The organism is Sedimenticola sp., from assembly GCF_050289425.1.
Lineage (GTDB): Bacteria > Pseudomonadota > Gammaproteobacteria > Chromatiales > Chromatiaceae > Sedimenticola.
Map to the genome: position 1 here is coordinate 57,807 of NZ_JBNKFS010000021.1, position 18,233 is coordinate 76,039.

Here is an 18,233-nt window from a genome sequence, read left to right on the forward strand (position 1 = left end):
GTTATGAACAGTACTGCGGATAAGATGTTTGGTCACTCTCCCGTCTTTACTCGGGCGCTGAATGCGGCCCGTATGGTGGCTGGGACGGATGCGCCGGTATTGATTGCCGGCGAACCGGGTTCAGGAAAGGCGTTGATGGCGAGGGAAATTCATGCAGCCAGTCGACACTCGAAGGGTGAGTTCAGGGTAATCGGTTGTGCCGGTATCGATGCTTGTCAGCTGGAAGCCGCGCTCATGGCTACCGCGAATGGTTCCACCCTTTACCTGGATGAAGTAGCGGACCTGTCGTCGGATGCGCAGGCCAAGTTGCTGCATTTTATCGAGTCGGTAGAAGCTCGCCATAGCGGTTTTCCGGCTGTCCGTGTGCTGGCCTCAACCGGCACCGACCTGATGTCGCGACAGCTCGCCGGACAGTTCCGGGAAGATCTCTACTATCGTTTGCACGTTGTGCCGTTGGCGGTGCCACCATTGCGTGAGCGTGTCGACGATATTGTCTTGTTGTTAAAGCAGTTTACCGCCGATCTTGCCCGGTACCATGGCCGTAAGGCGCCACGTTATTCCGTCACGGCGCGTAACCTGGTGAAACAGTACCGTTGGCCGGGCAATGTGCGTGAGCTGCGCAACTTCTGTGAACGTATGGTTATCTTGATGCCGGGCGCTATCGTACAGCCGGCCGATATGCCACCGGAGATGCGGCGTGATGTCGCCATAGCCAAGCAGTCCGGACTGTTCTCCTTGCCGGAGAACGGCATCGATCTGTTTGAGTTGGAGGGCGATATCATCCGTCAGGCGCTCAGCGTGAGCGGCGGCAATCGCAGTAAGGCGGCGCGCCTGTTGGGATTGACCCGCGATACCCTGCTCTATCGCATCCAGAAACACGCCATAGAGACCTGAAACTGGCTGGGCCGTCTTATTCGGCTGGTGATCATTGCGGTAGCGACACGAAAAACACCGGGTTTTCTGTGCCGAATTGTGCCGGTCTACAACCAGCGCTCCACGATGCGGATACCGGTGTCTTCCGGAGAGTTACGGATGGCAAAGCCGAGCCGGCGCATCAGTGAGAGCATGCGGTTATTGTCCGAGAGCACCTCACCTTCGATCATACGGATGCCCCGGGTTCTGGCGGCTTCCATCAGTGCTTCCATCAATTTTGAGCCAATACCCATTCGGCGTTTGGTATCCAGCACGGCCAGGGCGAATTCACAGGACTGGCTGTCTGGATTGACGGTATAGCGGGCGACGCCCAGTTGAGTGCGCTTGCCGTTTTCGTTGATTACCGCTATCAGGGCCATCTCCCGATCGTAATCGGGCTGGGTGAAGCGTGCCAGCATCTCGGGAGTCAGCTCTTCGATGGTCTGCATGAAGCGAAAGTATTTTGCCTCCGGCGACATGTTGCGCACGAACTCCTGTTCCGTATCGGCATCCTCCGGTCGAATCGGCCGGATGGTCAGGGCCGTGCCGTCCGGCAGGTGGAAGCGGTTGACCAGTTGGGTCGGATAGGGGTGAATGGCCATGTGAGCATAAGGAATGGGGGCAGTGGATGGGCGGGTGACGCGGATACGTACATCCGCCGCTACCACACCCTGGTCATCCGCCAGGAGAGGATTGATATCCATCTCTTTGATATGGGGAAGCTCGCAGACCATATCGGATATTCGTAACAGCACATGCTCAACCTCTTCGGGATCGACAGCTGACATCTGCCTGAAGGGTTCCAACAGCTTCGCAGCCCGGGTTCTGGCGATCAGACGCTGTGCCAGCAAGCTGTTGAGTGGCGGCAGTGCCACGGCACTGTCGCGAAGAATCTCAACCGCTGTGCCACCGGAACCGAAGGCGATCACCGGACCAAATACCGGGTCGCGTTTTACCCCTACCATTAACTCCCGGGTGTTGGGGTTGGCTGACATCGGTTCGACCGTGACGCCGAGAATCTGCGCTCCCGGATGCCGTTTCTGTACCGACTCCATCAGCGACTTGAAGGCACTGTGAACTTCCGGGGCATTATTGATATTCAGCCGTACCCCGCCCACATCCGATTTGTGGCTGATATCGGGGGAGTTGATCTTCAGTGCTACCGGAAACCCGACGGTCTCTGCCGCCACCAGTGCCTGGGTCGGCGTGGTGGCCTCGATAGTCTGGGTACAGGGGATGTGGAAGGCGCGTAAAACGGCCTTGGCTTCCAGATCTGTGAGCAGTTCCCGCCCCTCGGCCAGGGCGGCTTCCATAATCAGACGGACCCCCTCCACATCGGGATCGCGCTGATCCGAGAGTGGGCCGGGTGTCTGCAGCAACAATTTCTGATTTTGGCAGTGGCGTGAGAGATAGGCGAAGGCTTCTACCGCCCGTTCCGGCGTGATGAAGCTGGGCAGGTGGTTGGCGGAGAGCCGTTCCCGGGCCTCGCGGATGCGTGTTTCCCCCATCCAGCATGCCAGAACCGGTTTGCCCTTCCGGCCTTTCGCCGCCTCCACAACCGCCTGGGCGGCGTCCAGGGGGCTGCTCATGGGTAACGGGGTGAACAGGGTGAGGATACCGTCCACATTCGGGTCTTTCAGACATGCCTTGACCGCTTCGCCATAGGCTTCCGGCCCGGCATCACCGGTGATGTCGATGGGGTTGTTGTGAGACCAGTTACCCGGTAGCTGTTTGTCCAGAGTGGCAACTGTCTCTTCACTGAGTTGGGCAATCTCGACCCGCAGGTCTTCCGCCCTGTCTGTGGCCAGGACCCCCGGCCCCCCACCGTTAGTGATAATGGCCAGCCGGTTGCCGTTGACTTTTTTACCGGCGGAGAGGATCTCGGCGGCCGCGAACAGTTGTCCGAAGGTCATGGCCCTGACTACGCCGGCTCTCTCCAGTGCGGCGTCGAATACATCGTCGGAGCCAATCATCGCTCCGGTGTGGGTGCTGGCGGCCTGAGAGCCTTTGGCGTGCCGGCCGACCTTGAGCACTATGACCGGTTTGGCACGGGCGGCTGTGCGCAGGCCGCTCATAAAGGCGCGCGCGTCGTGTATGCCTTCGATATAGAGCAGTATAGCGGAGGTCTTGTAGTCGGAAGCCAGGTAATCCAGGACATCGCCAAAATCGATGTCGCTGGCGTTGCCGAGAGAGACCACGGTGGAGAATCCGAGTTGATGCGGCTTTGCCCAGTCCAGGATAGCGGTGCACAGAGCACCGGATTGTGAAACCAGTGCCAAGCCGCCGGCCGGAGCCGGTGTCTCCAGAAAGGTGGCATCCAATCCCACGCTGGGGCGCATCAGCCCCAAACAGTTGGGGCCGACTAGGCGTAGGTTGTAATGTTTTGCGATTTCCAGTATCGACTGTTCGATACGGGCCCCGGCCGGTCCGGTTTCCCGGAATCCGCCGGTCAACACCACGGCAGCACGAACCCCCTGTTCGCCACACTCTCGAATGATTGACGGTACGGTCTTGGCCGGGGAGGCGATAACCGCCAGGTTGACGGGAATCTCAATATCGCCGATCTGCTTAAAGCAGCGGTGCCCTTGTACCGTTTTGTGGCCGGGATTAATCGGATAGAGCTCGCCTTTAAAGCCGGCTTGTAGCAGATTCTTGAATACCCGTGTACCGATGCTGTCCGGTTTTTCACTGGCCCCGAATACGGCGATACTCTTGGGTGAGAAGAGGGTGTCGAGATGGTGTGGACCCATGGTCTTTTTTGCCTGTCGCGTGGGAAAAGCTTAGAGTAGCTATGTGAAGGGAATTTTACATTTTTTTGAGGGTTGAGTTGTGCCTATAGCCTATATTTCGCATCCCGATTGCCTGTTGCATGATGTTGGTCAAGATCACCCGGAGCAGCCGGGTCGCCTGCGCGCCATACAGGATCTGTTAATCAGTACCGGCATGGAGTTGGCACTGAATCAGTATGAAGCACCATTGGTAAAACGCGAGCAGTTGGAGCTGGCACACGACCCGGATTACATCTCCATGTTGTTTACCGATGCCCCCCATGAAGGCATTCTGGAGTTGGATGGTGATACCTTCATGATGCCTAAAACCCTGGATGCGGCAAGACGTGCGGCCGGTGCGTTGGTGATGGCGGTCGATCTGGTGATGAACAAGGAGGTGACATCCGCCTTTTGTGCCATTCGTCCGCCGGGACATCATGCGGAACGGGATCGCGCCATGGGTTTCTGTTATTTCAATAATGTAGCGGTAGGCGCCGCCTACGCGATCAGGCAGTACGGCGTGGAGCGGGTGGCGATCATCGATTTCGATGTGCATCACGGGAACGGTACCGAGCACATCTTTGCCACCGATCCCCGGGTACTGTTCTGTTCCAGTTTTCAACACCCCTTCTACCCCTTTACCGGCCACGAGACCGAGACGGACCATATCGTCAACATTACCCTACCGGCCGGCACGAACGGTGAAGAGTTCCGCAAGCAGGTGGAGGCGCATTGGATGCCGGCCCTGCATCACTTCAAGCCGCAACTGGTAATGGTCTCAGCCGGTTTCGATGCCCATATCTCCGATGACATGAGCCACCTGCGCCTGCGTGAAGCGGATTATGACTGGGTGACCACCCGTTTGAAGGAAATCGCGGATCAGTACGCCGAGGGGCGCATCGTATCGACCCTGGAGGGCGGCTATGAGCATGGCTCACTGGCCCGCAGTGTGCTGGCACATCTGGATGCCTTGCTGGGACATCGGTAATCTGTCGCGGCCACGACTTTCCGTCGCTTATAACAGAGCGAGCGACAACCAGGGCCAGTAGGTGATGGCCAGCAGTGCCGCCAGCAGAATCAGAAACCAGGGAAGGGTGGCCAGATAGAGTTGCAACACCGGCTTGTTAAAGCGGTAGCTGGCGATAAACAGGTTCATCCCTACCGGTGGCGTAAAATAACCGATCTGCATGTTGGCGAGGAAGATGATGCCGAGATGCACCGGGTCAACACCGTAACCGATAGCGATGGGCAATAGCAGCGGCACCATCAGTACCAGGGCGGAGAAGATATCCAGCATGGTACCGAGGATCAGCAGAAAGATATTGAGCAGAATAAGAAAGGCCAGTTTATTGCTCACCAGTTCCCGGATTGTATCAAACAGCTGCCGCGGAATACCGGCATCGATGAGATAGTTGGTGGAGGCCAGGGAGAGTCCGAGAATGATCAGAATGCCCCCGACCAGCACCATCGATTCCCGCATTACCTGCGGTAGCCGCTTCAGCGGTATCTCTCGCAGAATCACCACTTCCACCACCAAGACGTAGCAGGCAGTTACCGCCGCTGCTTCGGAGATGGCGAAAAAGCCGCCATAGATGCCCCCCAGCACAACGATCGGCAACGGCAGTTCCCATATCGCTGCTTTTGCCGCCGCGAGGGCCTCGTTGGCTGAAAAGGGCGTCAAAGGCAGGTCACGGCTGGAGAAGATCGACCAGGCGGCCAGCAGGCTTAGCATCAACAGGCCAGGCAGGACGCCGGCCAGAAACATGGCGTCAACGGTGATGTTGTGGGCGATCCCCAATTGCTGGGCAATGACGGCGTAGAGGATCAGTGGCAGTGCCGGGGCGAACAGCAGACCCAAGCTGCCGGAGGTGGTGACCAGGCCGAGGCTGAAATTGTCCCGGTAACCGGATTGGGTCAGGGCGGGGTAGAGCAGGGCGCCCAGGGCGACGATGGTAACGCCCGACGCGCCGGTGAAGGCGGTGAACAGGGCGCAGGCCACGAGAGAGACCAAGGCTAGTCCGCCCGGCATCCAGCCCAATAGCGCTTGGGTGAGGCGGACCAGGCGGCTGGGGGCGGCGCTCTCGCTCAACAGGTAGCCGGCGAAGGTGAACAGCGGGATCGCCAGCAGTACCGGCATCTCGGCGATGCGGTAAAACTCAATCGCTACTACCGACAGATCGATCTCCGACTGGTAGAAACCGAGCATTGCGCTGGCGGCGATAATGGTGAATAGCGGGGCGCCGAGCAGTGCCAGCAGGAGCAGTAGGCCAGCCAGGATCACGGGGACTCCCGGTGTTGGGGTAACAGGCTGTTAATCAGTAGCCGCAGGGTGATGATGGCGAAGCCGATAGGCATGATCAGTTGAAACGGCCAGATCGGCAAGAGGTCGAGAAAGCGACTCCCCTCTTCCATCTCAAACAGCACGAAGCGGGCCGAATGCCAGGCCAGCAGGGCGCAGATCAGCGTGGCAAAACTGTTGGTCAGACGCTGGATGAACGCCAGGCTTCGTTCTGGCAGGTAACGAGCGAGTAGGTCGATACGGATATGGTGGTTGTCCCGGGTGGCGGCCATGGCGCCCAACAGGGTGAGCCAGAGCACCATCAGGCGTAGCGTGGGATCGCCCCAGAAGAGGCTGTAGTCCCAGATGTTACGCAGCATGATCTGGCCGGTGGCCAACAGGATCATGCCGGTCAACAACAGGGTCAGGAGCAGATCCTCCAGACGCTGCAACTGTTTGACGAGAGAGCTCACTCCCTGTCTCCGGCAATGGGATTTCCCGCGTGCATGTGCAGCGCCAACCAGATGCAGGCCGGTTCGGCCGAGGTGTCCACCACCCGGTGTGGTGTGCCGGCGGGTATCAGCAGGCTATCGCCCGGGCCAATCTGCACCGGGGCTCCGGCGATTTCCAATACCCCCTCGCCCTGCAGCACCATGACCCACTCATCCTCTTGTTGCAGAAACAGTTGGGAACGGAAATGGGGTGGGCTGATGATCCGTATGAGTTTGGTGTGCGGGTTTTCCACCAGGGTATCGGCTTGTTCCTGTGTCAGGTGGGTGGGTTGGTCAGACAACAGGTTATGTGGATGCATCGCCTATCCTTGGGATTTTCTATAGCTATCCAGCAACTGTTGCAGCTGTTGGACGAGTGCCGGATCAAGTCGATTCTCCTGTTTGAGGTTGGCCTCCACCTTATCAATCAACTGTTGCCAACTGGCGCGCTCACCGTCCATCGGCTGGTAAAATTGAATGCCCTGCTGTTGCAGCGCTGCCCGTGCACCCAGATTGTCTTGTCGGTTTTTGGCGTTGATCTGTTGAAAGCGCGCCTCCATCACGGCTTTGAGAATTGCCTGGTCGCCGGGGGCGATCTTTTTCAGCGCTTTTTCATGAATTACCAAGGTGCCGTAGAGATAGATCAGCGGAATATCAGCCACATGTTTGATGCGGGTGTGCCACTGCAGCGCAATAGCTCCCACCGGTGAGGACCCCACCGTATCGATCAATCCGGTCTGCAGTCCGGTCAGCACATCGGTCAGGGGTAGGGGTACCGGTGAAACACCGATACTGCGGAATGCGCTCAGGCTGATCTGATCGCCCTCTGGACTCCAGATCTTGCGCTGTTGCAGCTCTTCCACTCGCGCCAGCGGCAGTTGCGACATCAGGTAAGCAAAGCCCCCCTCGCTGATTCCGTAGCTGATGAATCCAGCCTGTTCCAGTCCGTGAATCAGCATTGGATCCATCTGTTTCCGTACGTAGTCCACTTCATCGAAAGAGCGAAACAGAAATGGCAGACTGTAGAGTTGAATGTCCGGATAAATCGCGGCCAAACCGCCGGCGGTAATGGCCCCGCCATGCAGCTGTCCGATGTGTATCTTTCTCAGCACGCTGTTGTCGTTGCCCATTACGCCGCCGGGATAGAAACGCAGCTTAACCCTGCCCTCGGTCCGTTGCTCCACCTCCTCGGCACCGGATCGCAGCATCTTCATCCAACTGGTACCGTCTGGCGCCAAAGTGGCGATCTTCAGGGTAGTGGCATATATCGGGGTGGCTAAGATAAGCAGCAACAGCAGGGTTAGCAGGCGTTTGGGCATGGTGCATCCAGGCATTGGTTTTGATTGGCTTTAAGCTTAATACTTTTTCCGCAGTAGATCAGTGTTAAGTCGGACAGGCTCTTAGAAGTACTCATCTTTCAACAGGTGCTCAGCCTGCTGTTTCGCCAGGATGTTACTCAGGGTCAGATCCGGCTCTTGTGCCGGGGCGGCGAGCACTTCATGCAGCAGCCGATCATGCAGTGGCTGGTCAAACATCAGCCGTGCGTAGTGCTGTGCGTACTCAACCTTGGCAATCAGGTCACGGCCCTTGGAGTAGGTGATGGCCAGTTCAAAATGCGTTCTGCCGGTCTCCGGTTTTCCACCAAGCGCTGGGGGGAGTTGGGAGCGCATGACCCCCAGATAGAGTTGCGCCCGGCCATGATCGTATCCGGGATCTTGGGCGATGATCCGTTCCAGCAACCGTTCCACCTTAGGCAGATCGGCCAAGGCATTCCAGTCGTCGTGGCGAGCAGCAATCCAGCCGGCCCAACTGGTGGCATAGGCGTAGAGCAGCGGCAGATCATCAGGGTCGACTTGGTCAAGGGTCGTCGCGAACCGGTCAAACGGGGCGGACGCCTCTTCACAGATGATGGCATAGCGTGCACAAAAGGCGGTCTGGGCATATTCGCGCGATCGCTGGGTCAGTCGCTTCACCCGTTTCGGTTCCGTGATCAACCCGGTGGCAAAGGCCCCGTATAGACGGGAGCCGGCAACCAGCAGGGCGCGGTCATCGGGATTTTGCCTGATCAGGCCATCGAGTAATAGCAGGTAGGCGGGCGCGCCGGCCCGGACGGTGTCGGGATCATCCTGATTCAGCATGGCGCTGGCGAGATTGCCGGCCAGCCTTTCGGTGGCCATGGAGACGCAGCCGGCAAGCAATGCCAGGACACAGGCCAGTATCAGAGCCCCACCCGATGAACGGGTGGAAGATGTCTTGGGCTTCTTCCGGAAAGCAGGATCAGCGGTGTTTCTTATTGACCTGTTCAATATGGTGGACCCAGTTGCGGAAGGCGGTACCGAGGTTGAACCCTCCATGTCGCCGGCCTCTGAAGGTTCCGAAACAGCGGTCAGTGTGACTCTCTCCCGGAGTTTCAAGACGGGTCGAGCCGATGTTCAACAGCAACATGATGAGGAAAACATCCAGCACCAAAGAGAGTATGACCAGCGGTCCGTGCAGTAGAATGCTCTGTTTTGCCCAGATGAAGATGGCCGACTGAAAATCGATAGCGAACCAGATGGTTGAAAACAGCAGCGCCACCGCCAGCAGCGATGAAAGGTCGGCGAGCCGTTCATGGCTGCGCGCAAACCCTTTTATTTGCGAACAAATCGTCATACCCATCCCCCGAATAATTATTATGTGTTACCGAAAGTAAGGAAAAACCCGGAAAAGTGCAAGCAGTAGGGAGGGGTATGCGAGGGAGATCACCTTAAGGTGCCGGCTGATCACTTTGTTTGGGTGTCGTGACTGTTCCGCCGGCATTGCCCCCCTCCGGGGCAGGAGAGGGGAATGGCTCCTTAAATATGAGCCATTGAAGAGAAGGGCCCCGCTATTTGGACCCACCCATGCATTGAGGGGATTTTGGGAAGGTGCCGCCCCGTGACGCCCATTCTGCCGGCGTCATGGTGTGTAACGCCAGGGCGTGCAGGCTATCGGCAAACAGGGATTTGACCAAGCTGTTGATCTGGCGATGTCGCGCGACTAACGGCACATCCTCGAATTGATCGCTGACGACGACGATCTTAAAATGGGATTGGGAGCCCTTGGGGACATTGTGCATATAGCTCTCGTCGATCACCTCGAGATAATCCGGATGTAGGCTACCCTCAATCAGTGCGGTCAGTCTCTCTTTCATGCTCATTTTACCTAGCTGGGAATGGTTTCTTGCGGCAATACTGCTCTGCGCATTTTGTGCACAGTAAGTCGCTCGTACCCAATAATAAGCCTTTTCGAGCACGAAATATTCAATGTGAACAGTGGGGCTTTGCCCCGCCGGACTATTCGCCCAGGAACGCTTCCGTCAGCGCGTACTGCTTATCCGCCTCATTTTCCAGCTCACCCGAATCACTTTCGATCATCAGGCAGTTCTTCGCCATGCGGGATTGAATGGCGGCTTTCCAGGCGGCGTTAAAGGTCTCTGTTACCAGTGCATCGGGTGTCAAAACGGCGGCACAGGCAGCCGCAATAAAATGCTCGGCCTGCAGTCCCCAATCCGCATCCCGTCCACAGGCGGTATAGGTTTTCGTGGCGATGGACTTCGCCACTTTATAGGCATCCTTCAACTCCTGTTCAGTGCTTTCCGGGGTTACCGCCACTTGCAAGGCACTCTTCAATCTGGGGTTGTCCACCAGACTGCTGATGTTGAGGGTGTAGCGTGCGCCAAGGACGCGTTGTTGTTCCCGGGTCAGGCTGTTCAGGGCATCCTTAAGCGCCTGGTCATTGCTGATGTTCATCATGAATCTCCCTTAATAGACGGTGTGGTTATCGTTGTCGGCAGCATGCTGCGACGCGTCAAGAGCTGTTCAGTAATCGAATCACTTCAGGATGACTGTTTTGTTTGGCCCAGGTGCGGGCCGTGTTTCCATTAAAGTCGGTTATTTCCTTGTCGGCTTCGGCGCTGATTAGCGCTGAGACGCTCTCCAGATGTCCCCGTTTGGCGGCCCAGATCAGGGCTGTCCAGCCTTTGGTGGATTCCTGTAGATTGGGATTAGCTCCCCGCGCGAGTAGCGACTTGACCAATTCGACGTGGTTATTCGAGGCGGCCAGCATCAGTGCGGTATAACCCCCTTTATCCACCAGATCCAGTCTGGCTCCGGCATCCATCAACTCTGCCGCCACCTGAGTATGGCCGTTGAGCGCCGCCTTCATCAGTGGAGTCCAGTGGCAGCTGTCCCGGCTATCTACCGGGTCTTGGTTAGCCAGCAACTGCTCTATCTTGAGTATATCGCCTTGCTCAGCAGCTGTAATCAGCGCGGGAGGGCCTGTCTCGGTCGAGTTCTGCGAGGGAGAGCAGGCGGCCAGGCAGAGCAGTGAGGGCAGCAGCAAAACCATTTGGGTAAAACGGGTGTGCATAGGAATCACCAAACATTAGGGTATTCTTATGCTGGAATGTCTGTCAATCCACCGCAATGATTATTCGCAATGTTGGCGTGGTATTCGAGAGAGGGTGTCAGCTGTCCGAGCCCTTGTCTGGGCGGTAGAAGTGGCTGGGGAAGGGGGTGATATTAGCGTTGCCATCCAGGTCCATGATTTTGCACTGGCCGCGCTTTTCCACCTCGTCGACACGGATGATGGCATGCATCGGGACCAGGGTGCGGCTGACACCGCTAAACTCATTTTTCAGTTTCTCTTCGGAAGGATCGATCACCAGACCGCTGGCTTCGCCAAAAACCAGATGGCTGATCTCGATAAAACCGAAGACGTCGGCCTGTTTAACCGACTCCGCGTAAAGCTGATAGACTTTTCCCTGGTTGACGAAAGAGATTCTGAATATGCGCATGCGTAATGAAGTGATCAGGTTTTTTCCGTTTGCCGCCGGCAATCTTTGCAGAGCCCGTAGAGGGTCATATTGTGCTCGGCCATTTTGAATCCGGCTTGCTCGGCGACTTGACGCTGCCTGGATTCGATTACTTCGTCGTTAAATTCCTTAACCAGGCCGCAACGGACGCAGATGATGTGATCATGATGGTCGCCTTCCGCGATCTCGAAGACGGCCCTTCCTCCTTCAAACTGATGGCGTTTTACCAGGCCAGCTTGTTCACACTGGGTGAGGACGCGATAAATGGTGGCAACACCAATGTCTTCGTCATGGGTCAGCAGTATCTTATAGATATCCTCGGCGCTGGCGTGTTGTCCCTCGCCCTGACTCAGTATTTCAAGGATTTTGAGTCGTGGAAGGGTGACCTTGAGTCCAGCCTCTTTCAATTTGGTTGTGTATTCGGTCACTGGCCCTGTTCCTGATTAGGTATTGCTTGGTTTCGAGTATACCACCCTGCCTCCGTATAAGGCATCAATCACACTCCGCCTGCACAGGGTACATGGCAGCATCTCATCAGTGGTATGATTCCCTTGAATAGCTAGGTAATACAATTGGATTGAATGATGAAAAATAGGCAGGACAGACAATTTTCACAGCCGAAGGCCGCCCGACAGGGTGCGGCACAGGGAGGTGCCTGCCGCATGAAAAACTGGCAGGACAGCCAGTTTTCACAGCCGAAGGCCGCCCGACAGGGTGCGACACAGGGAGGTGTATGCCGCATGAAAAACTGGCAGGACAGCCAGTTTTCACAGCCGAAGGCCGCCCGACAGGGTGCGGCACAGGGAGGTGCCGCATGAAAGAGAGTGAAAAGTTCAAGCTGGGCCAAAGCTTGCCGTTGAAGCAGGTGTTGGACGGCTTGCCGTACAACAGCGATGGATTGATCCCGGCAATCGCTCAACAGCACGATACCGGTGAAGTGTTGATGATGGCCTGGATGAATCGCGTGTCGCTGGATGAGACGTTGGAGAAGGGGCGGGTCTGCTACTGGTCCCGTTCACGTCAAAAGCTCTGGCGTAAAGGCGAATCATCCGGGCAGGTACAGATATTGAAGGATATGCGGTTTGATTGTGACGGCGATACGATCCTGCTGTTGGTGGATCAGACCGGGCCGGCTTGCCATACCGGCCGTAGAACCTGTTTCTATAACGCAGTACGTGGTGACCGGGTCGAGGTGGTGAGCGAACCACTGATCGACCCCGAGACGCTTTACGGACACTAATTGACGGAATTTCAGGCTATGTTAGAAGTGACCCCAGTCAAGGCATTTAAAGATAACTTTATCTGGATGTTGCACAATCCAGGCAGCGAAACGGCGGTGGCCGTTGATCCTGGCGAGAGTGAGCCGGTTTTGTCTTGGTTGGAACAACAGGGATTGCGCTTGAGCGCCATCCTGATTACCCATAAGCACATTGATCACACCGGCGGGGTAATGGATCTGCAATTCGCTTATCCCAAGGTGGCGGTCCTGGGGCCGGCCAAAGAGCCGATCCGGGGTATCAAGGTAAGGCTTAATGAGGGTGACCAGCCTGACATTCCCGGACTGGATGCCCACTTCACTGTGCTGGAAGTGCCGGGGCATACGGAAGGGCATATCGCCTATTATGGCGAGGGCTTGCTATTCTGTGGCGACACGCTGTTTTCGGCGGGATGCGGTGGGATATTCGGCGGTACCCATGAGCAGATGCACGACTCGCTGCAACGGATAGCGGCGTTGCCGGCTGACACACTGGTCTATTGTGCCCATGAATACACGCTGGCGAACCTGGGGTTTGCCAAGTGGGTGGAACCGGATAGTCCGGCCATCCAACAGCGCGAGCAGGAGGCGCAAGCGCAGTTGCAGCAAGGCGACAATACGGTGCCGTCCCGCCTGCAGACGGAGTTGGACACGAATCCGTTCCTGCGTGTGGCGCAACCGGCTGTGCTGGCGGCGGCCGAGCGTTATGTCGGTCATTCCCTAGCCCAGGGTGCGGAGGTGTTTTCCGCCATTCGTCGCTGGAAAGATCGAGAGTATGATTAGCCGCATTTTGGCATCAATAAGAAGCGTCGTTCTAGCTTGCCTTTACATTAACTACTGAATTGAGAAATCCATGGCCGAACAAATCCTGATAAAAAATGCTTCCATGGTGAATGACGGGCGGATCCTGGAAGGAGATTTGCTGATCCGCAACGGGCGTATCGAGCAGATTTCCCCAGAGATCGCTGTGCCTGATCAGGCTCGGGTGCTGGATGCGGAGGGCCGGACATTGATCCCGGGCATGATCGATGATCAGGTCCATTTTCGTGAGCCGGGGGCCACACACAAAGGCGATATGCGTAGTGAATCCCGGGCAGCGGTGGCCGGTGGCATCACCAGCTTCATGGATATGCCCAATACCAACCCGCAAACCACCACGCGTGCCGCGTTGGAAGAGAAATATGTTTTGGCGGCCGAACGATCACTGGCCAACTATGCCTTCTACCTCGGTGCCACGAATGATAATTTGGATGAGATTGTGCGGGTTGACCCGAAGCAGGCCTGCGGTATCAAGGTCTTTATGGGGGCTTCAACCGGTAACATGCTGGTCGACAGTGAAAAAGCGTTGGCGGCGATCTTTAAGGATGCGCCGATATTGGTGGCCACACACTGTGAGGATACGCCGACCATCATGCACCTGGAGCAGACCTACCGGGAGAAGTACGGAGAGGATGTGCCGATCGAGTGCCACCCTGAAATCCGTAGCGCCGAGGCGTGTTATCTCTCGTCGTCCATGGCGGTGGAGCTGGCGAAAAAGCATGACACCCGTTTACATGTCCTGCACTTGACCACCGCCCGTGAGCTGGAGCTGTTCGAGGCCGGATCAGCGGATAAGCGGATTACGGCGGAAGCCTGCGTGCACCACCTCTATTTTGATGATCGGGATTATGCGCGTAAGGGCAGCTTCATCAAGTGTAATCCGGCGGTGAAGAGCAAGTCCGATCGCGATGCCTTGCGTAAAGCGCTGGTGGATGGGCGGATCGATGTGGTTGCCACGGACCATGCTCCTCACACCTTGGATGAAAAACTCAACAGTTATTTCAACGCGCCGGCCGGATTGCCGTTGGTGCAGTGGGCGCTGCCGATGTTGCTTGAACTCTACCATGACCGATTGATCAGTTTGGAGCAGGTGGTTGAGAAAACCAGCCACGCGCCGGCGCGTCTATTCAATGTGGCTCAGCGTGGCTATCTGCGTGAAGGGTACTGGGCGGATCTGGCGCTGGTGGACTTGAACAATCCGACTCGTGTCGAGCGTCGGGATGTCCTGTATAAGTGTGGCTGGTCGCCTATGGAAGGTGAGCGGTTGCGCTCGCGCATTGTGGCCACCTTTGTGAACGGTCAGATGGCGTATCGCAATGGTCGGGTCAATGACGCGATATTGGGGCAACGCTTGGAGTTTGATCGCTAAGGCGGTGGGTATTGGCCGTTTCCACTGACCTTTTTGCCACTCAGCTGCGCCCGATAGCCCCTTTGTCGACCCCTTCGTAGGCTTCGACGCGGAAACTGTCGGTAGGGTGTTCTTGCTTCAATACGTCAGCAATATGTTGGGCCAGGTTCTCCACCGTCGAATCGGTATCAATCAGGTAGCAGCGTTGACGGGGAAGTTCCAGGGTAAAGAGACCCTGGTTCGCGGTATACCCAAAGCGGTAGCAAGCCTGGTCATCCGAAGAGGCGGGTGTCAGCAGATCGCTGCTGGTGCCAATATAGATATCGTGCCAGCGGCGTGCCCAATTTTCCTCCAGTTGCTGATCCCGTTTGCCATTGCGAAAGATGGTGATGCGTGAACGGTGTCCGTGGGCAATACGCTGGCAGTTCCCGGCATGATGTTTCAATCCGTGGCTGTAGCGATACCAGGCACCCTCAATGGGTTCGGCGTAGAGTCGCAGGCGCAAGCCCTGAACATTGTCCGGCAAACGTGGTTTGAGTTTGTCGATGATCACCTCAATCAGGCTGGCTTCGTTGATGGATTCCGCCGGGATTAAAGTGACCGCGTTAGTGGGACCGCTGTGGGTCAGGGTTTCACCCGACGTTAGCCTGAATCGAATGTCACAGCGGTGTTCCTGCTGCTGAATCTGACAATCGGCGTATCGGGCAGGGACCAGTAAACGGTGATCAAACTCCTGGTCGATGCACTGTTTGACCTGCTTTTTTACCTCGCCAAAGTCCAGCACCATGCCTTGGTGGTCCAGCGATCCGTCCAGTTCAATATCCACCAGCCAACTCTCTCCCAACAGGCCCGCTGTGGGATCAAGATAAGAAAAGTCTATTACTGTCAGTCGGTTAACGAACAGGGTGGTCATGATGTATTGGGTATTCAGCCGTGTAAGGCTGAGCATCTTTACAGGCTTTGCCTGTCCAGGCAAGCCCGGAACGGGCTATGCCTGTGTCAACGGCTGAGTATGTTGTCCTAGGAGTAACAGAAAATAGTGATTATGCTGCCTGCTCCTCCTTCTCTTCTGCCGTCAGATTCTCTGTGTCGGCGGATGAGGGGGGTGTCGGATCGATGGCGGGATGATCGGTGGAAATCTTGAACTGTTGCACCACTTGTTGCAGTTCCGCTGCCAGGTGGCCGAGGTGTGTGGTTGTGGTCATAGATTGCTGAGACAGTTTGGCGGCGCTCTTGCTCTCCTCGCTGATGGAAATGATAGAGCGGTTGATCTCGTCGGATACGCTGCTTTGCTGCTCCGAGGCGAGGGCGATCTGTCGGTTCATGGCGTTGATGGTCTCAATGGCGGCGTTGATCGCTTCCAGGGAGGTGCGGGCGCTGTTGGCTTGCTGGACATTCTCTTCGGCCGTGCTGCAGCCTTTTTCCATCGCTTTGACCGCCTGGTGGGTGTTGTTTTGCAGGTTATGGATCATCTCCTCAATTTCACCGGCCGACTCCTGGGTGCGGGTAGCCAGATTACGTACTTCGTCTGCGACCACGGCAAATCCGCGTCCCTGTTCACCGGCGCGTGCCGCCTCGATAGCTGCATTCAGCGCCAGCAGGTTGGTCTGTTCGGCGATACCCTTGATTACATCCAACACGCTGCCGATGCCTTCGCTGTTTTTTTCTACCTGACCGATGATCTGTGCCGCCTGGGTGATTTCGCTATGCAGCGCCTGAATGGAGTGAGCGGTTTCATCGACAGTCTGATGGCCGGCTGCGGCTTCTTGGGTGGCGGAGCGGGTCGCCTCCGAGGCGCTGGCCGCGTTGCTGGCGACTTCGCTGATGGTGGCTGACATTTGATGAATAGCCGTTGCCACCTGTTGGGTCTCTTGTTCTTGTGCCAGTACCATGCGGGAGATATGGCGGGTGCTCTCCTCTGTCTCGGCCACGGCGTTGATGACTTGACCGGTTGCGTTTGCCGTATGCTGTACCAATCCCTGAATCTTGATGATAAAGGTATTGAAGGCTTGGGCCAGGTGGCCGATCTCATCCTGGCTGCGGCTCTCCAGGCGACGGGTCAAGTCTCCCTCCCCGTGGGCAATATCATCCAGGGCGTTGACCACTTCTCCAAGTGGCTTGCAGATGGCCCGGCTAATCAACCAGCCCATAAACAGTCCGATGATCAACCCGATACCCATCAGAACTGAAACGGTCAAGGTTGTCCGGTCGGATTCATCAATCAACGTCGTGTTGGTCTGGGAAATGGCCTCTGATTGGAGAGACTCCAGTGCGTTCAACTTGGTGTCGATCTCATGGAACAGCGGTGTCAGTTCGCTACGTACCAACCACGCATCGGTACGCCACTGGTCGCCGCCGTGGATCAGCATCATTTTGTCGATATTGGTTTTATAGGTATCCAGTTGGCTCTTGAATTGTTGCAGGGAATCGGCTTGATCCAGGGTCAGTTCATCTTCGTGCTCCGACAGCTGGGTGAGTAACTGTTCGGTGCGTTCTACATAGAGTTTGAGGTCATTGGTCACTGCTTCCGAGCGAAATGCCAGATAGCCACGAATGCTGTTCATGACGTTGCTCCAGGCATAACGTAAATCAGAGAATAAGGTCAACAGTACGCGACGCTCTTCGTTGGCCTCCTCTTCCTGTTCGGAAGCGATCATCTGAGAAGTGAGCTGGACCATGACTCGACTCATCGGGTTCAGGTCGGCATTGGCGTAGGCGATACCCGGAAAGTTCTTTTCATAGCTGGTAGCGGTATCCAGCAGGCGATCTCCAAGGTCGCGAAACTGCTGCAGGTCCTGGGCGATACCGCCCACTAGAGCGGCCGATTGGTTGTCTGAGGTAACTGCCTTGAGACCTTTGAGTCTTTCAACCAACTCCCCCGAATCTGTTAATCCTCTGAGGAATGCCTCACGATGGCTCTCCTCCTTGGTGGAAAGAAAAAAGCCCAGTGCGCTGGCGGTCTTATGGATCGTGGCAGACAGCTCTTTGGATAGCAGAGCGGTAGGTTGGCGTATCTGCACCATCTCGACAACCGATTGTTGTACGTTCGACAGACTGCTAAGGGTCTGTATCGATATGGCGGCTATAATGGCCAGCAGCACCGCAAAGCCGGCCCACACCTTATGGCGGATTTTCATTGAACTGAACACGAGACTACCTCCAGTCAGGAATCTCATGGATCCCTGTTATGTGGTCCAACTTTATTGTCGGATCTCTTTAGTATTTGGAGGGTTAACGGCGCCGACGAAGGAATCTTTAAGATCCCATAAAATGTATGGTTATGGACAGGGCGGTAGGAGATTGGATGGGACCGTCCGCATGAAGAAGTGACGACTCTATATGGATATTGATGTATTTGCTTGATAGAAGCATTAACGGGAGCTGAGGCTCCCGTTAAAGTTGATAAAACCGCCTTGCGCGAAATCTATCTCAGGATAGGAGGAGTTGTAGCATAAGGATCTGCTACTTGTGCCTTTGCGGTCTGTGTACTGGTAGCTAAAAGCAGTGCGGCAGCAGGAGCAACGGCGG

The 18,233-nt window shown here is 56.3% G+C and carries 20 protein-coding genes; 6 read left to right on the top strand and 14 right to left on the bottom strand.

The genetic code is table 11. The features are described 5' to 3' along the window. Positions 1–3 precede the first annotated feature (3 nt). A complete protein-coding gene (locus ACQY5R_RS14280) occupies positions 4–894 on the top strand; it encodes a sigma 54-interacting transcriptional regulator (protein ID WP_428609586.1) in 891 nt (296 codons plus the stop codon). Positions 895–980: 86 nt separating this feature from the next. On the opposite strand, the gene ACQY5R_RS14285 is transcribed toward ACQY5R_RS14280, so the two are convergent. Then, positions 981–3,662, bottom strand: coding sequence for a GNAT family N-acetyltransferase (locus ACQY5R_RS14285; protein WP_428609588.1), 2,682 nt, complete (start codon positions 3,660–3,662; stop codon positions 981–983). 79 nt (positions 3,663–3,741) lie between these two features. On the opposite strand from ACQY5R_RS14285, the gene ACQY5R_RS14290 reads away from it, so the two are divergent. After that, positions 3,742–4,668: a histone deacetylase family protein gene (locus ACQY5R_RS14290; protein WP_428609589.1), complete on the top strand. Its 927-nt coding sequence runs from the start codon at positions 3,742–3,744 to the stop codon at positions 4,666–4,668. A gap of 27 nt (positions 4,669–4,695) precedes the next feature. Here the strand turns inward: ACQY5R_RS14290 and ACQY5R_RS14295 are convergent, their stop codons facing one another. From ACQY5R_RS14295 to fur, 11 genes are all read right to left on the bottom strand, one after another. Further along, positions 4,696–5,961 (bottom strand): TRAP transporter large permease, encoded by a 1,266-nt coding sequence (locus ACQY5R_RS14295; protein ID WP_428609590.1) that lies wholly within the window; start codon positions 5,959–5,961, stop codon positions 4,696–4,698. Beyond that, positions 5,958–6,431: a TRAP transporter small permease gene (locus ACQY5R_RS14300; RefSeq protein WP_428609592.1), complete on the bottom strand. Its 474-nt coding sequence runs from the start codon at positions 6,429–6,431 to the stop codon at positions 5,958–5,960. The genes ACQY5R_RS14295 and ACQY5R_RS14300 overlap by 4 nt, the downstream gene beginning before the upstream one ends. After that, positions 6,428–6,769 (bottom strand): cupin domain-containing protein, encoded by a 342-nt coding sequence (locus tag ACQY5R_RS14305; protein ID WP_428609593.1) that lies wholly within the window; start codon positions 6,767–6,769, stop codon positions 6,428–6,430. Before ACQY5R_RS14305 ends, ACQY5R_RS14300 begins: the two co-directional genes overlap by 4 nt. 3 nt (positions 6,770–6,772) lie before the next feature. Continuing rightward, the gene (gene dctP / locus ACQY5R_RS14310) at positions 6,773–7,768 is read right to left on the bottom strand and encodes a TRAP transporter substrate-binding protein DctP (RefSeq protein ID WP_428609594.1); all 996 of its coding nucleotides are present in this window, start codon (positions 7,766–7,768) and stop codon (positions 6,773–6,775) included. 81 nt (positions 7,769–7,849) lie between these two features. Beyond that, positions 7,850–8,626, bottom strand: a complete 777-nt coding sequence (locus ACQY5R_RS14315; protein WP_428609596.1) for a TRAP transporter TatT component family protein — start codon at positions 8,624–8,626, stop codon at positions 7,850–7,852. 100 nt (positions 8,627–8,726) lie between these two features. Continuing rightward, entirely contained in the window at positions 8,727–9,101 is a 375-nt protein-coding gene (locus ACQY5R_RS14320) for a cell division protein BolA (protein ID WP_428609598.1), read from the bottom strand. A gap of 214 nt (positions 9,102–9,315) precedes the next feature. Then, complete coding sequence (locus ACQY5R_RS14325; RefSeq protein WP_428609600.1) at positions 9,316–9,627, bottom strand: BolA family protein; 312 nt, start codon at positions 9,625–9,627, stop codon at positions 9,316–9,318. A gap of 136 nt (positions 9,628–9,763) precedes the next feature. Continuing rightward, a complete protein-coding gene (locus ACQY5R_RS14330; RefSeq protein WP_428609602.1) occupies positions 9,764–10,219 on the bottom strand; it encodes a hypothetical protein in 456 nt (151 codons plus the stop codon). A 58-nt stretch (positions 10,220–10,277) separates the two neighbouring features. Beyond that, on the bottom strand, positions 10,278–10,838 hold the full coding sequence (locus ACQY5R_RS14335; RefSeq protein WP_428609604.1) for an ankyrin repeat domain-containing protein: 561 nt from the start codon (positions 10,836–10,838) through the stop codon (positions 10,278–10,280). 97 nt (positions 10,839–10,935) lie between these two features. Continuing rightward, on the bottom strand, positions 10,936–11,265 hold the full coding sequence (locus ACQY5R_RS14340) for a DUF1820 family protein (RefSeq protein WP_428609606.1): 330 nt from the start codon (positions 11,263–11,265) through the stop codon (positions 10,936–10,938). 14 nt (positions 11,266–11,279) lie between these two features. Next, on the bottom strand, positions 11,280–11,711 hold the full coding sequence (gene fur / locus ACQY5R_RS14345) for a ferric iron uptake transcriptional regulator (protein WP_428609607.1): 432 nt from the start codon (positions 11,709–11,711) through the stop codon (positions 11,280–11,282). Between the two features lie 156 nt (positions 11,712–11,867). Here fur and ACQY5R_RS14350 point away from each other — a divergent pair, with 156 nt between their 5' ends. The 4 genes from ACQY5R_RS14350 to ACQY5R_RS14365 all read left to right on the top strand — a co-directional run bounded on the left by ACQY5R_RS14350 (position 11,868) and on the right by ACQY5R_RS14365 (position 14,726). Then, positions 11,868–12,101 (top strand): hypothetical protein, encoded by a 234-nt coding sequence (locus tag ACQY5R_RS14350; RefSeq protein ID WP_428609609.1) that lies wholly within the window; start codon positions 11,868–11,870, stop codon positions 12,099–12,101. Then, positions 12,098–12,523 carry a phosphoribosyl-AMP cyclohydrolase gene (gene hisI / locus ACQY5R_RS14355; protein WP_428609610.1) on the top strand — a complete coding sequence of 142 codons (426 nt, stop codon included), beginning with the start codon at positions 12,098–12,100 and terminating at the stop codon, positions 12,521–12,523. The genes ACQY5R_RS14350 and hisI overlap by 4 nt, the downstream gene beginning before the upstream one ends. Before the next feature lie 18 nt (positions 12,524–12,541). Beyond that, positions 12,542–13,321 (top strand): hydroxyacylglutathione hydrolase, encoded by a 780-nt coding sequence (gene gloB, locus ACQY5R_RS14360; RefSeq protein WP_428609612.1) that lies wholly within the window; start codon positions 12,542–12,544, stop codon positions 13,319–13,321. A 70-nt stretch (positions 13,322–13,391) separates the two neighbouring features. Then, positions 13,392–14,726, top strand: coding sequence for a dihydroorotase (locus tag ACQY5R_RS14365; RefSeq protein ID WP_428609613.1), 1,335 nt, complete (start codon positions 13,392–13,394; stop codon positions 14,724–14,726). 40 nt (positions 14,727–14,766) lie between these two features. On the opposite strand, the gene ACQY5R_RS14370 is transcribed toward ACQY5R_RS14365, so the two are convergent. Further along, positions 14,767–15,654: a 6-pyruvoyl trahydropterin synthase family protein gene (locus ACQY5R_RS14370; RefSeq protein ID WP_428609615.1), complete on the bottom strand. Its 888-nt coding sequence runs from the start codon at positions 15,652–15,654 to the stop codon at positions 14,767–14,769. A gap of 94 nt (positions 15,655–15,748) precedes the next feature. After that, the gene (locus ACQY5R_RS14375) at positions 15,749–17,854 is read right to left on the bottom strand and encodes a HAMP domain-containing methyl-accepting chemotaxis protein (protein ID WP_428609617.1); all 2,106 of its coding nucleotides are present in this window, start codon (positions 17,852–17,854) and stop codon (positions 15,749–15,751) included. Positions 17,855–18,233: the final 379 nt, after the last annotated feature.

Coding starts and splice junctions, on each gene's coding strand:
- ACQY5R_RS14280 (WP_428609586.1), top strand. CDS start 4: ATGAACAGTACTGCGGATAAGATGTTTGGTCACTCTCCCGTCTTTACT.
- ACQY5R_RS14285 (WP_428609588.1), bottom strand. CDS start 3,662: ATGGGTCCACACCATCTCGACACCCTCTTCTCACCCAAGAGTATCGCC.
- ACQY5R_RS14305 (WP_428609593.1), bottom strand. CDS start 6,769: ATGCATCCACATAACCTGTTGTCTGACCAACCCACCCACCTGACACAG.
- dctP (WP_428609594.1), bottom strand. CDS start 7,768: ATGCCCAAACGCCTGCTAACCCTGCTGTTGCTGCTTATCTTAGCCACC.
- ACQY5R_RS14315 (WP_428609596.1), bottom strand. CDS start 8,626: ATGGCCACCGAAAGGCTGGCCGGCAATCTCGCCAGCGCCATGCTGAAT.
- ACQY5R_RS14320 (WP_428609598.1), bottom strand. CDS start 9,101: ATGACGATTTGTTCGCAAATAAAAGGGTTTGCGCGCAGCCATGAACGG.
- ACQY5R_RS14325 (WP_428609600.1), bottom strand. CDS start 9,627: ATGAGCATGAAAGAGAGACTGACCGCACTGATTGAGGGTAGCCTACAT.
- ACQY5R_RS14330 (WP_428609602.1), bottom strand. CDS start 10,219: ATGAACATCAGCAATGACCAGGCGCTTAAGGATGCCCTGAACAGCCTG.
- ACQY5R_RS14335 (WP_428609604.1), bottom strand. CDS start 10,838: ATGCACACCCGTTTTACCCAAATGGTTTTGCTGCTGCCCTCACTGCTC.
- ACQY5R_RS14340 (WP_428609606.1), bottom strand. CDS start 11,265: ATGCGCATATTCAGAATCTCTTTCGTCAACCAGGGAAAAGTCTATCAG.
- ACQY5R_RS14350 (WP_428609609.1), top strand. CDS start 11,868: ATGAAAAATAGGCAGGACAGACAATTTTCACAGCCGAAGGCCGCCCGA.
- hisI (WP_428609610.1), top strand. CDS start 12,098: ATGAAAGAGAGTGAAAAGTTCAAGCTGGGCCAAAGCTTGCCGTTGAAG.
- gloB (WP_428609612.1), top strand. CDS start 12,542: ATGTTAGAAGTGACCCCAGTCAAGGCATTTAAAGATAACTTTATCTGG.
- ACQY5R_RS14365 (WP_428609613.1), top strand. CDS start 13,392: ATGGCCGAACAAATCCTGATAAAAAATGCTTCCATGGTGAATGACGGG.
- ACQY5R_RS14370 (WP_428609615.1), bottom strand. CDS start 15,654: ATGCTCAGCCTTACACGGCTGAATACCCAATACATCATGACCACCCTG.